Below are 12,949 nucleotides of genomic sequence, written 5' to 3'. Positions count from 1 at the left end.
GTAAAGATATATTTTTGTATAAAAAGATACAAGTCATGGAAACTTTAAAGAACACCGGAACTTCAAATCGACGATTACCGACTGCAATTTTCCTGTTGCGGCTTGCCCTTGCTGCCACATTCCTTTCGGCCGTATTTTCCAGGCTGGGGCTTTGGGGGAGCCAATCTTCCGGATGGGATGGATTCCTGGAATATACGGCTCAGGTCAATTCCTTTGCCCCGGCCGGGATGATCCCTTTTCTGGCGATATCCGCCACAGTGCTGGAAACGGCTTTGGGTATGCTGTTGCTCATCGGCTATAAAACAAGGCTGGCAGCATACGGGGCGGCCATACTCACCCTGGTATTTGCGCTGACAATGGCTTATTCGTTTGGGGTAAAGAACCCGTTGGATTACAGTGTTTTTGTGGACAGTGCTGCGGCTTTCCTGCTGGCCGGTATGGCATCGTCCGGCAGGTGGAGTGTAGATTCCGGTTTAAATAAAAATTAGTATTGTAAATTAGAAACTGAATTCAGAATAAAGAAAGAAGCAGTGGCGAAAAAGCTGCGCTGATCAAAAAATGCTTGTCATGGAAAAAATAAAGGAACTGGAAAATATAGCCCGGCAACTCGAACCCGATACGGGGACCAGGCACGATATTGTCAGAGAGGCCAATGCTTATGTGGAGCACTTCGTGGAAAGCCTTCCCGGGGCTCCGGGATACACTACCGGGGAAATTAACAAACTCAGGGCACTTCAGATAGGCGAGGAGGGAAAATCCCTGGAGCAGCTTATCGATATTTTGAAGGATGAAGTAGATGCCACAGGTATTAATTCCGCTTCCGGGCGGCATATGGGATACATCCCGGGTGGCGGACTCTGGACGAGTGCCGTGGCAGATATGCTGGCTGCTGCTGCCAACCGCTATGCCGGGATCGCCTATTCCAGCCCCGGGGCAGTGGAGATCGGGAACCAGATGATCCGGTGGCTGGCCTCGGTGGTCGGTTATCCGGAAGAGACCCACGGGAACCTTACTTCAGGAGGGTCCATAGCTAATCTTATCGCTATAAAAGCGGCGAGGGACCGTTACGGAATCAATGCTTCGAACGTGCGAAAAATGGCCATCTATTTTACAGAACAGGTGCACCATTGCATACATAAGGCTTTGCATACCACGGGACTGTATGAAGCGGTGCTCAGGTCTATCCCTGTGGACGGCAACTACCGGATGGATGTAATAGCACTCAGAAAGCAAATAGAAGAGGATAAACGCGAAGGCCTGCATCCCTTTCTTATCATAGCGACAGCAGGTACGACCGATACCGGGGCCATAGACCCGCTGGATGAGATTGCCGATATCCGTGATGAATACGGGATGTGGTTTCATCTCGACGCGGCCTATGGCGGATTTTTTGTCCTTGTCGAAGAAGCTAAAGCCAGGTTTAAAGGAATGGAACGTTCCGATTCCGTGGTGATGGACCCGCATAAAACCCTGTTTATGCCCTATGGCTCGGGTGTGGTACTGATACGCGACCGCAATGCACTGCTAGCCTCCAATTCTTATAAAGCCGCCTATATGAAAGACGCTTATGGCCTGGATGAGATCGACCCTGCGGATTCCGGCCCGGAACTGTCCAGGCATTTCCGGGGACTGCGGATGTGGCTTCCGCTGCATCTCCACGGAGTGGCTCCGTTCAGGGCAAATCTGGAAGAAAAACTGATGTTATGCCGCTATTTTCATAAAAAGGCCGGAACGATGGGGTTTGAAACAGGAAAAACACCTGATCTGTCCGTAGCGATATTCCGTATACCGGACGACCCGGATAACCGTAAAAACGAAGCGTTTATAAAGGCCCTGCACGAAGACGGACGGGTGTTCCTGTCGTCTACCACGATTGGGGAAAAATTATGGATACGTTGTGCCGTTGTGAGTTTCCGGACCCATCTGCGGGAAATGGACATAGCTCTGGACATGATAAGGGAAAACCGGGACCGGGTGCTTTCGGGGGGACCAAAATCATCTCTACACATTTCAGGAGACCACTAACTTTTCTTATCTTTATGCTCTAAAATCGTAAAAAATGGGATGGGTTAAATATATACTGACCTTTATTTTGTTTATACTCATGGGGATATTCATGGCCTTCGGCCAGGAAGAAGGCCAGGCGGTGACATGGCTGAGCTGGGAAGAAGCCATTGAAAAGGTGCAAAATGACGATACTCCCAAAAAGATATTCGTGGATGTCTATACGGACTGGTGCGGATGGTGCAAAAAAATGGATAAGAACACCTTTGCCAACCCGCAAGTGGCCGCTTATATGCGTAACAAATTCTACATGGTGAAACTGGATGGGGAAGGCAAGGAAAATATCGAGTATAACGGACGCACATTCAAATACGTTCCGGCAGGCAGAAGGGGATACCACGAGTTGGCGGCGGCTTTGCTTCAAAACAGGTTCAGTTATCCCACAGGGGTTTTCCTCAACGAAAAACAACAGTTACTGTCCCCCGTACCGGGCTACCATGGTCCGGACAAATTCCTCCGGGTGGCCAAATATTTTGGCGATAATATCTACGAAACCACGCCCTGGGAAGAATATGACGGCGGATCGAAGTAAGGTCCGCCGAGGCTTAGGATCACATCAAAAGTTAAAATACAGTAACATTTCGATCTCGTTCAATCTTCCCGCGTAGCGGATTCAATCTTCTATCAATCTTTTTAGCCTTGCCTTTATCAGCATAGAAAAAGATGCGTAAATATTACCATTTCGTTCTCACTCGCTATGGTGGGTTCATGAACCTCACAAGTTCGGTTTCCAAAAATAAAATTCTGGCAATTTCTACCTATCAAAAATGTATCTTTTTTCAGTGAAATGACAGATATTTTTAATTCTTGTCCTGAAAGATACTGTTCTGTTTAAAATATTTTATATTTTTACTTAAAACACAGAATTTTTATCGAAATGTTTAAGAATATACGGTATATTTTTCTCGTTTTTCTGATTACGGCCTGTAAACAGGGGCAACAGGGGCCGGATGTTTCCAAAATCAGGACAGCTCCCCTGGAGACCGCACTTTCTTCCGATCTCCCGAAAATACGAAAGGTTATGGACCACCCGGACCAACACGGGGTACAGGTTGTTTTTTCCCGGGTCAATTATAATGAATCGGGGGAACCGGTTTTAGAGGATTTTTATTATCATGCCAATGACAGTGTTTACTTTTATCCGGCCAGTACGGTGAAGTTCCCTGTGGCCATTTTGGCAATGGAACGGCTGAAGGAGAAAAAGTGGATGGACCGGAATACCCGGTTTTATTTCGAAGAAGATACCGTGGTAACCACCGTAGGCGAAGAAGTAAAAAAGATATTTGCGGTGAGCGACAATGTGGCCTTTAACCGCCTTTTTGAATTTTTGGGAACGGATTATATCAATAATAAAATGGAGGAGAAAGAGCTTGTTCCTTTCAGGCTCTCGCACCGGCTTTCTACAACCGATGCAGCCAATATCACTACCAGGCCCATAGTGGCCTATAAGAACGACTCTACCCTTGTACAACTGTTTTCCAGCTATAACAAAGAACCGCAGCCGCTTCAGATAAAACAAGTGTTAAAGGGTAAGGGGTATATGAAGGATAGTGTTCTTGTTGAAGGACCTATGGATTTTTCACTGAAAAACTATTACCCGGTAAAAACCCAGCACAATACGATGAAAAGGCTGATCTTTCCTGAATTATACCCGAAAAAACAGCAGTTCAACCTGAGGGACGAGGACCGGAAGTTCTTGCTCTACGCCATGAAAGCCACTCCGGCCGAGGCGGGTTATGACCAGGAAGAATACCCGGACAGTTTTGACCGCTTTTTTATGTATGGCGATACAACAACTACCATTCCGAAACATATTGAGATCTATAATAAAGTAGGATATGCCTATGGCACCCTTACCGATTGCGCCTATATTAAGGACAAGGAAAACAAGGTGGAATTTATCCTGACAGCGACAGTTCTCGTCAATGAAAACGCTATATTCAACGACGGTAATTACGATTATAAAGAAACGGGACATCCCTTTTTAGCAGAACTGGGCAGGCAGGTCTATCAGAATGAACTTGCACTAAAAAAGTAGGTTGATTTAAGGTGCCCGTATTCTTACGTCGAACTCACGTTACATTAAATGTTTTTAAATCTGCGATGATCTGCACCATCTGCGGGCAAAATCTTCTCCCGCAGATGACGCAGATTTCCGCAGAGATGTTAGATTACCTTGGTTTTTCCCGGAACGGCATGAGGGTAATATCCGTCTTTACCCGGTAATACCTTGGGTTGGGCATCCCAGCTGAGCTGTTCGGGCTTCAGGTTTACTTCGGAGTTCAGCGCTTCTTCCCAGTTAATGACTTTCCCGGAATAGGTGGCATACCTGCCCATAATGGCTGTCATGGTGCTTTTGGCAGCGTGTTCTGCATCGGCAAATTTGTATTCTCCCTTTACGATAGCCCCAAAGAGTTCATCGTGTTCTTTCTGGTAGGGATTGGGATTGTTTTCCCCGTTGTGTTTATAAAGTTCGTTTCCTTTGGAGTCCCAAAGCATGCCGTGGTTACCGGCGTGCATAAAACAGCGCCCCTTAGTGCCCTGGAAGGATTCATCAACACGGTTGTGGGAGCCGGGAAAATGCCGGCATTCGCTGTGTATCACGGTGCCGTCATCATAGGTAAAGAGTACCGTGTGATGGTCAAAGATCTCCCCGTGATCCTTTCCTGTCCTTACCATGCGCCCCCCGGTGCCTTCGGCTTTTACGGGGTAGCTCCCTTTTACCCAGTTGGCTACATCAATGTTGTGCACATGTTGTTCTACGATATGGTCACCACACAGCCAGTTAAAGTAATACCAGTTGCGCATCTGGTATTCCATTTCCGTCTGCCCGGGCTGGCGCTCCCTGACCCATACACCGCCACCGTTCCAGAAAACCTGTCCGCCCACGATATCCCCGATGGCGCCGTCGTGTATCCTTTTTACGGTTTCCAGGTAATTGTCCTGATACCTCCTTTGCAGGCCCACAACGACATTCAGCTTTTTGGCCTTGGCTTTTTCGGCTACGGCAAGTACCTTACGGATACCAGTGGCGTCCGTAGCTACGGGTTTTTCCATAAATACCTGTTTGTTCTGCCGGATGGCTTCTTCAAAATGATCCGGACGGAATCCCGGGGGCGTAGCGATGATCACCACATCAGCCTCCTTTATGGCGTGTTTGTAAGCGTCAAACCCTGTGAATTTCCGTTCTTCGGGAACATCCACCTTTTCCTTCCCGAACTTCTTGAGGAATTTGGAGTAGCTGTCTTCCAGGCGGTCCTTAAAGGCATCGGCCATGGCCACCAGTTTAATGTTGTGCCCGGTTCCAAAAGCCTGGAATGTAGCCCCGGTACCCCGGCCACCGCATCCGATAAGCGCAATTTTAATGATATCGCTCCCGGCTGCGTAGGCTCCGGGAATGGAAAAAGGGCTTAACATCGTGGCACCGGCTGTCGCCAGGCTTGCTGTTTTCATAAAATCTCTGCGGGTATTGGAAGGTTTCATAATAGTATATTTTATATAATGTTTACGTTAACGGTTGAAAATCAGGTTTATATATTAGTGTTTTGAGTAGGGAACCTGGTATCGGGCCCCGGTATCTGGTATTCCGGGTTCTAATAATCTTCAATGGGTTCCTGGTTGTAATAGCTTATGATCTCTTCTTCGGAAGGCGGGTTCAGCGGGCGTACCACCCGTATTCCCAGGAAAGGGGCCTCGGGGAACCACCAGTTGCTTTTCGGCATTTGCGGGTCTATCTTTTTCCAGTTCGGAGTAGAGGCGAAACGCCTGGCAGAGCGGAGGTCTTCTGCGGTACTTTTATAGCTTCCGCCACGTATGGCCCTCGGGTATAGCTCGGTGGCTTTCACTACGGGGTTCTCAGTCACCTTTCCGCGTTGCCCGTAGGTTTCCGGGGTGTACTGGTCTATGGTCCATTCCATGACATTTCCGAGGATGTCGTACAGCCCCCAGGGGTTGGGTTCCTTTTGCCCTGTTTGATGTGTCTTTTCTTCGCTGTTGGCGGCATACCACGCGTATTGATCCAGTTTTTCGGGGGAATTTCCGAAGAAATAGTCAGAAGTGCTTCCGGCACGGCAGGCGTATTCCCATTCTGCTTCGGTGGGCAGGCGGTAGAATACCCCGGTCTTTGCATAGAGCCATTTGCAGAATTGTATAGCGTTGTATTGGGTCATCCCGATGGCGGGCATGTTTTCCTTACCCATCCCGAAAGTCATGTCCAGGTAGGGCGTGGTAGGGCGTGAAACGGCATCTACTTCATCCGTGAGCCGGCTGTCACTTACCGACTGCTCATAATCCTTGTTCAGGAACATTTCATAAACATCCCATGTAATTTCGTGGGTCCCCATCCAGAAAGGGGCTATTTTTACTTTGTGTTGTGGAACTTCATCCTCCCGGTGCGGGGAATTGTTTGCTGCACTTCCCATTTTAAAAGTACCTTCCGGGATGGGAGCCATACCGAATGTAACGGAAGTACCGGATATTTTCTGAGTATATGGTTTAAAATTGTCTTTTTGCGGGTAGGAGGTCCATGATATACTGGCCAGTAGCCCTATGGAAATCCCGGTGATGAGGAGCGGGACGTATATTCGTTTCCGAAACATTTTGTTTTAGTTGATTAAGGTAATATTGAAATTTTTCGAATATTATATAATTATTCCAACTTAAATAAGGAATTAACATTATTTAACAAAATGATTTGGAAATTGTATAAATTGCTATTGTCATGGAAACTCGCGTTGTATTAGAAACGGAAGACCTATACAATATTTTGGTGTTGAGGGCTTTATGGTACTCAACCGAACCCTGACCCGCCGGGGAAGGTTCATGGAGGACAAGGTCATGAATACACTGGGTGGAACCATGGGGATTGCATTAAAAGGGTGGATATAAAAAAAATCCGTAATTTAAAGGAGACATTTCAACGTATTTTTAATAACCTGGAAGGTTATAAGGGGCAATCCGGACGGTGATAAAAGCCATCAGGCAGGGGCGGATTTTTTTCGGGGTTGCCTGGGGGTCATGGAAAAGATTCAAATATTAATGAAGAACTCAAGATGAGTTCTAAAACTCAAAATATGTGAAAAAAAGAATACTTTTATGCTGGGCGGTATTTTCGGTTTATCCCTTCCTGTATGCCCAGATCGATATTTCGCCTTCATTGTACGAAGCTATCGAAAGCGCCCTGGACAAGAGCAATGAGATCAGGCACAGGCAGATGGAAATAGAAAAACTTCAACTTCAGGAAAAGAGTGTGTGGAATACCTATGTGCCCAAAGTGGAAGGGACTGCGTTATACTCGTATTTTGACGGAAGGCTGACCATGGATATCCCGACAGTGACGACACCGTCCGAAAACATCCAGCTCTTTGAGGGAAAGACGAGTTTTGATAACTACGGGAACATTTTTCACGGGAGCATACTGGCCAAAACCGTTATTTTCAGTGGCTTTCAGATCGTTAACGGGGCTAAGGCCATACAGCGCAAAACGGAAGGAATGCAACATCTGCTGGATGCCGGAAAGGATGTGGTCGTCCGGGAAGTCATCCATACTTTCGATCAGTTGACCTTACTGGATGAAGCGGAAAAGGTTATCAATGGCAGTGAAAAGCGGCTGGCTGCCGAGGCCTCCCGGGTGGGAAGGGCTGTAGAGCAGGGGCTCGCCATTCCGTATGACCGGGATAAAATAAGCCTGGCCAGACTGGAACTGAAAATGAGAAGGACAGAACTCAAGGGGAAAAGGGACGTGCTCTATCAAAAAATACATTATCTGACCGGTTATTCCCGGGAACAGGCCGTAAACGTACAAAACAAGGTAACCCCCTACCTGATCACAGACGAAAAAATACTTTCCATAGCGGGGAAACAGGAAATTAAGGCGTTGGAATCTTTCAGGGAAGCCCAGGAGTACCTCCTTAAAAAGGAAAAAGGGAGTTATTTCCCTACCATAGGGGCATTCGGGGGGCTTACCTACTCGAGCTTGTTTGACGGTAGTTTTACCACGCCCACCATTCCATTACTGGACCGTTCCCTGAACCTGGGGCTCAACCAGGCAACATTGGGACCAAACTGGTTAATAGGCCTGGGACTGAGGTGGGAGATCTTCAGCGGGTTTGAACGGCACCATAAGATATCGGAAGCTAAGATCAATGTCCGGCAACTGCAGGACCAGATCGATGACACCAGGGAAAAACTGCAATTGCTCCTGGACAATAACTACGCCAATGTCAGGGTACTGAACGAGAAGATCGAGATCGCTTCCCAACAGGAAAAAATAGCGCAGAACAATGTGAATATCTCGGTAAAGCAGTACCAACAAGGGCTGATCGGGATCTCGGAAAGGCTGGAGTCGGAAAATGACCTGTTGAAGTCTTCCATGAACAGGGTCAACATTATCATCGAACAGCGCCAGGCCACTTTGGAAACCCTTTTGGCAACGGGAAAATTAATGCATTTTATTTCCAGATAAAACCAAGGACAATGAAGAGAATAATAGCTTTATGCGCCATACTGGCATGGACCGGCTGCAAAAGGCCATACGACAATGTGATACAGGGCAGGACCGAAAGGGAATCCCTTGCCGTAGTGGCCAAGATCCCGGGTAAGATCGTTAAGGTGTTCGTAGCCGAGGGAGACATGGTTAAAAAAGGAGACACTCTTGCCATTCTTGACATCCCGGAAGTAGACGCCAAAAAAAACCAGGCCCTGGGTGCCCTGACCTCGGCAAAGGCCCAATACGAAATGGCCGTAAAAGGAGCTACCCGGGGACAACTGGAACAACTCCGTGCCAAACACGACGCTCTGAAGGAACAATATGAATTTGCCGAAAAATCGGTGACCCGCCTCGGAAATATGCTAAAGGATTCTCTTGTCCCCCAGCAGACCTATGATGAAGCCTATACCAAATACCAGGGGGCAAGGTCCCAGTATATTGCGGTTCAGGCCGAACTGAACGAAGCGAGAACAGGCGCCCGACAGGAACAGCAGACCATGGCATTGGGACAGCAGGAAAGGGCGGAAGGGGCGCTCGAAGAAGTGGATACGGCCTATAAGGAGCGGTACATCATAGCGCCACAGGATATGAGTATCGAAACGGTCTCATTGAACGAAGGGGAACTGGCGTTGCCCGGTTACGCCCTGTTCAGCGGTTACCTGGCCCGAAGCACTTATTTTCGCTTTACATTGCCGGAAAGCAGGCTCAGCGATGTGAAAAAGGGACAGGAACTGGTGCTGCAGGTGGCCTACAACAAACAGGAAATAAAAGGGCAGGTCTCTGTAATTAAGAAACTGGGAAGCTATGCGAATATCGCAACTGCTTATCCCGATTATGAGATGCAGGAATCTCTCTATGAGATCAGGGTATTGCCCCTTGGCGAACAGGAAGCAGAGGATATTATTACCCAGACAACCGTAACCACAACCTTTTAAGCAGATGAAAAACTTTTTCGGACTTTTGCAACGGGAATTCCGTCTGTTCTGGAAGAACAAGGTGTTGCGGTTGCTCTTTATCGGGGCTCCCGTACTTTATGGGGTGCTTCTCGGGTATGTCTACAGCAAGGGAAAGGTCACCGACCTGCCTGTCATAGTGGTGGACGAAGACCAAAGCGATCTGAGCCGTAAGGCCATACAGATGTTTGAAGACAATGAGGTTCTCAATGTATCGCGACTGCTCTTCGACCAGAATAATATAGGAGTTTATGCCATAGAAGATGAGGCAGCCTGTGTGGTACTCATTCCCAGGGGATTTGAAAAAAAGGTGTTTACCAAAAAACACCCCGAAGTTACTACCATAGTCAACACTTCCAGCGTACTCACGGCCAATTATGCTTCTACGGCCATACAGCTCTGCCTGGGGACCATGAAGGCCGGGATCCAGATCGAAACCTTAAAAAAACAGGGAGTCCCGGAACGCATTGCCATGACCCAGTACGAACCTTTTCAGACCACATTCATTAAAAAATATAACAGGAGTACCAATTATATGTACTTCTTATGGCCGGGGGTGTTGGCCACGGTATTGCAACAGGTGCTCCTGCTTGGTTTGGCACTGTCATTTGCTGCGGAATATGAGAACGGGACCTTCCGGGTACTACTCCAAAGATGTCCTTCTACGCTTAAACTCATCCTGGTGAAAGTGCTGCCGTATTTACTGATGAGTATCGGTATATGGGGGCTTTACATGTTATTCGCATGGTGGTTTCGCATGCCGTTGAAGGAGAATATGGTATCCTTGACGCTGATCACCGGGATATTTACCGCATCGGTCAGTTTTATCGGTATATTGTTCAGTGTACTCATCCCCAGTCAGCTCAAGGCTACCGAGGTGTTGATGGTGGTGGCAACCCCCAGTTTTATCCTGAGCGGTTTTACCTGGCCCCTAAGCCAGATGCCCGTATGGGTACAGGCTATAGCCAATTGTATCCCCCTCACACATTACCTGAAAGTATTGCGGGTGCTGATCGTTGAGAATGGCTCCGTATCACAGACAACCGGTCCTATATGGGCAATGGTCCTTATAGGCGGGGTGTGTGGCATCGGGGCTTTTATCGCACTCAGCATTAAAGGCAGAAAAGTTATGGAAGCAGAAGAGCGCCCTGCATAAGTAAAGATATCATTGGCCATCCTTCGATATCCTAATAAGGGCCTTCGGGCTCAGATCAGGGCGGTGTGAGACTGATTTGCGCGAACCTGTTACAGTTCCTTTACCTTTTCCTGAAGCATTTTGATCTCATCCCTTAACCTGGCAGCCTGCATAAAGTCGAGGTCTTTGGCAGCTTTTTCCATGGCTTTGCGTTTTTCGCGGATGGTTTTTTCTACCTGATCCCTGGAGCGGTATTCCATTTCCGGTTCGGCGGCATTCAAATAGTTTTCCAGGCCGTTGCCGGACGGATATTCGGCAATAGGGCTTTTGCCCAGGCTGCTCTCTATTTTTTTGTTCAATGCCGTCGGGGTGATGTTGTTGGCCTTGTTGTAATCCATTTGCTTTTCCCGACGGTAATTGGTCTCGTCGATCGTTTTCTGCATGCTGTCCGTGATCTTGTCTGCATACATAATGGCTTTTCCGTTGAGGTTCCTTGCTGCCCTTCCCACGGTTTGTGTGAGGGCCCGGGCACTTCGCAGAAAGCCTTCCTTGTCGGCATCGAGAATGGCCACGAGCGATACTTCCGGCAGGTCCAGCCCTTCCCGGAGGAGGTTTACTCCGATAAGTACGTCAAACAGGCCTTTTCTAAGGTCCTGCATGATCTCTACCCGCTCCAGGGTATCTACATCACTGTGGATATAGCGGCAGCGTATCTGTATTCTGCTGAGGTATTTGGTCAGTTCTTCGGCCATACGTTTGGTCAGGGTAGTGACCAGAACGCGTTCGTCCTTATCTGTCCGGAGCTGTATTTCTTCTACAAGGTCATCGATCTGGTTCTGGCTGGGGCGTACTTCGATCTCGGGATCGAGCAGGCCTGTGGGGCGGATCACCTGTTCTACGTATATTCCGTCGCTCTTTTGCAGTTCGTAGTCTGCCGGTGTGGCGCTCACGTAGATCGCCTGGTTTTGCAGGGCTTCGAACTCCTCGAATTTCAGCGGACGGTTGTCCATGGCTGCGGGGAGCCGGAAGCCGTATTCCACCAGGTTTTCCTTCCGGGAGCGGTCACCACCGTACATGGCGTGTACCTGGGGGATGGTCACATGGCTTTCATCCACGACCATAAGATAGTCGTCCGGGAAGTAGTCGAGCAGGCAGAAAGGCCTTGTTCCGGCCTCACGGCCGTCGAGGTAGCGGGAATAGTTTTCTATACCGGAGCAGTACCCCAGCTCGCGGATCATCTCCAGGTCAAAATTGGTGCGTTCCTCCAGGCGTTTTGCTTCCAGGTGCTTTCCTGCATCCTTGAAGAAGTCTACCTGCCTGACCAGGTCGTCCTGGATCTGTTTGATGGCATTTTGCAAGACATCCGGAGAGGTGACGAATATATTGGCCGGATAGATGTTCAGTTTCTCATATTTTTCCTGGATACGGTTGGTCTGCGGATCGAAGGCTTCGATATCTTCGATCTCATCACCAAAGAAATGAATGCGGAAGGCGTTATCGGCATAACCGGGAAACACATCCACAGTATCGCCTTTAATCCGGAAGGTTCCGCGAATAAAATCGCCTGTGGTCCGGGAATAGAGGCTCTGTACAAGCCTGTGCAGGAATTTTGTACGGGAGATCACCTGGTCGCGCTCGATGGGGATGACGTTCTTTTGAAATTCCGAAGGGTTCCCGATACCGTAGAGGCAGGATACCGAAGCCACTACCAGCACGTCCCTCCGGCCCGAAAGCAGGGAAGAGGTGGTGCTGAGACGGAGTTTTTCTATTTCGTCGTTGATGGAGAGGTCCTTTTCAATATAGGTTCCCGTTACGGGGATATAGGCTTCGGGCTGGTAGTAATCGTAATAGGATACGAAGTATTCTACCGCATTGTCGGGGAAAAACTGTTTAAACTCCGAATAGAGCTGTGCCGCCAGGGTCTTGTTATGGGCGAGCACCAGAGTGGGGCGTTGCACTTCCTCTATAACATTGGCAACGGTAAAGGTCTTTCCGGAGCCGGTGACCCCGAGAAGGGTTTGATACCTGTCGTCGTTAACGATCCCCGAAACCAGTTGCCGTATGGCTTCGGGCTGGTCTCCTGTGGGTTTAAAATCTGATTTTACCTGGAATTTCATGATGTAAAGATAGCAAACAAAGTTAGAAGTCAGGTGACGGAAGTCGGAAGTAAAAAACAGAATTTTTCTTTAGTAATAATCACCGGAGAACTGATAATGTGTTGCCATAAAAAACAAACTCCCACCGAAGTGGGTGGAAGTTTGGGGCTAAATCAAACATAATCTCAGTAAATGAGAACCTGCTTTAATACAC

General features: G+C 48.3%; 10 protein-coding genes. 7 read left to right on the top strand and 3 right to left on the bottom strand.

All coding sequences use genetic code 11. From position 1 onward, the window contains the following. Positions 1-35: 35 nt before the first annotated feature. The 4 genes from KN811_RS07170 to KN811_RS07155 all read left to right on the top strand — a co-directional run bounded on the left by KN811_RS07170 (position 36) and on the right by KN811_RS07155 (position 4,102). The gene (locus tag KN811_RS07170; protein ID WP_187967055.1) at positions 36-488 is read left to right on the top strand and encodes a DoxX family protein; all 453 of its coding nucleotides are present in this window, start codon (positions 36-38) and stop codon (positions 486-488) included. A gap of 79 nt (positions 489-567) precedes the next feature. After that, positions 568-2,025 (top strand): pyridoxal phosphate-dependent decarboxylase family protein, encoded by a 1,458-nt coding sequence (locus KN811_RS07165; RefSeq protein ID WP_247716428.1) that lies wholly within the window; start codon positions 568-570, stop codon positions 2,023-2,025. Positions 2,026-2,059: 34 nt separating this feature from the next. After that, positions 2,060-2,596: a thioredoxin family protein gene (locus KN811_RS07160; RefSeq protein WP_425596682.1), complete on the top strand. Its 537-nt coding sequence runs from the start codon at positions 2,060-2,062 to the stop codon at positions 2,594-2,596. Between the two features lie 345 nt (positions 2,597-2,941). Next, a complete protein-coding gene (locus tag KN811_RS07155) occupies positions 2,942-4,102 on the top strand; it encodes a serine hydrolase (RefSeq protein WP_187967057.1) in 1,161 nt (386 codons plus the stop codon). A 128-nt stretch (positions 4,103-4,230) separates the two neighbouring features. On the opposite strand, the gene KN811_RS07150 is transcribed toward KN811_RS07155, so the two are convergent. Both KN811_RS07150 and KN811_RS07145 read right to left on the bottom strand, forming a co-directional pair. Further along, positions 4,231-5,547: a Gfo/Idh/MocA family protein gene (locus KN811_RS07150; RefSeq protein ID WP_216334744.1), complete on the bottom strand. Its 1,317-nt coding sequence runs from the start codon at positions 5,545-5,547 to the stop codon at positions 4,231-4,233. Between the two features lie 110 nt (positions 5,548-5,657). Next, the gene (locus KN811_RS07145; protein ID WP_187965156.1) at positions 5,658-6,662 is read right to left on the bottom strand and encodes a formylglycine-generating enzyme family protein; all 1,005 of its coding nucleotides are present in this window, start codon (positions 6,660-6,662) and stop codon (positions 5,658-5,660) included. Between the two features lie 476 nt (positions 6,663-7,138). Between KN811_RS07145 and KN811_RS07140 the strand changes: the two genes are divergently transcribed. Genes KN811_RS07140 through KN811_RS07130 form a run of 3 tightly spaced genes read left to right on the top strand, consistent with a single transcriptional unit; the run spans position 7,139 to position 10,660 of the window. Continuing rightward, a complete protein-coding gene (locus tag KN811_RS07140; RefSeq protein WP_345725277.1) occupies positions 7,139-8,527 on the top strand; it encodes a TolC family protein in 1,389 nt (462 codons plus the stop codon). 11 nt (positions 8,528-8,538) lie between these two features. Beyond that, a complete protein-coding gene (locus KN811_RS07135; protein ID WP_187965157.1) occupies positions 8,539-9,486 on the top strand; it encodes an HlyD family secretion protein in 948 nt (315 codons plus the stop codon). 4 nt (positions 9,487-9,490) lie between these two features. Further along, positions 9,491-10,660, top strand: a complete 1,170-nt coding sequence (locus KN811_RS07130) for an ABC transporter permease (protein ID WP_187965158.1) — start codon at positions 9,491-9,493, stop codon at positions 10,658-10,660. An 89-nt stretch (positions 10,661-10,749) separates the two neighbouring features. Here KN811_RS07130 and uvrB read toward each other — a convergent pair whose 3' ends face one another. After that, positions 10,750-12,756 carry an excinuclease ABC subunit UvrB gene (gene uvrB / locus KN811_RS07125; protein ID WP_187965159.1) on the bottom strand — a complete coding sequence of 669 codons (2,007 nt, stop codon included), beginning with the start codon at positions 12,754-12,756 and terminating at the stop codon, positions 10,750-10,752. Between the last annotated feature and the right edge of the window lie 193 nt (positions 12,757-12,949).

The organism is Sinomicrobium weinanense (genome assembly GCF_018863395.1).
Classification (GTDB): Bacteria; Bacteroidota; Bacteroidia; order Flavobacteriales; family Flavobacteriaceae; genus Sinomicrobium; species Sinomicrobium weinanense.
Note: the sequence above shows the minus strand (reverse complement) of the source record. Positions and strands in the feature narration are given on the sequence as shown.

Excerpts from the sequence above, each read along its gene's own strand:
- KN811_RS07170 (WP_187967055.1), top strand. The coding sequence starts at position 36 with ATGGAAACTTTAAAGAACACCGGAACTTCAAATCGACGATTACCGACT.
- KN811_RS07135 (WP_187965157.1), top strand. The coding sequence starts at position 8,539 with ATGAAGAGAATAATAGCTTTATGCGCCATACTGGCATGGACCGGCTGC.
- KN811_RS07145 (WP_187965156.1), bottom strand. The coding sequence starts at position 6,662 with ATGTTTCGGAAACGAATATACGTCCCGCTCCTCATCACCGGGATTTCC.
- KN811_RS07165 (WP_247716428.1), top strand. The coding sequence starts at position 568 with ATGGAAAAAATAAAGGAACTGGAAAATATAGCCCGGCAACTCGAACCC.
- KN811_RS07155 (WP_187967057.1), top strand. The coding sequence starts at position 2,942 with ATGTTTAAGAATATACGGTATATTTTTCTCGTTTTTCTGATTACGGCC.
- KN811_RS07130 (WP_187965158.1), top strand. The coding sequence starts at position 9,491 with ATGAAAAACTTTTTCGGACTTTTGCAACGGGAATTCCGTCTGTTCTGG.
- KN811_RS07150 (WP_216334744.1), bottom strand. The coding sequence starts at position 5,547 with ATGAAACCTTCCAATACCCGCAGAGATTTTATGAAAACAGCAAGCCTG.
- uvrB (WP_187965159.1), bottom strand. The coding sequence starts at position 12,756 with ATGAAATTCCAGGTAAAATCAGATTTTAAACCCACAGGAGACCAGCCC.
- KN811_RS07160 (WP_425596682.1), top strand. The coding sequence starts at position 2,060 with ATGGGATGGGTTAAATATATACTGACCTTTATTTTGTTTATACTCATG.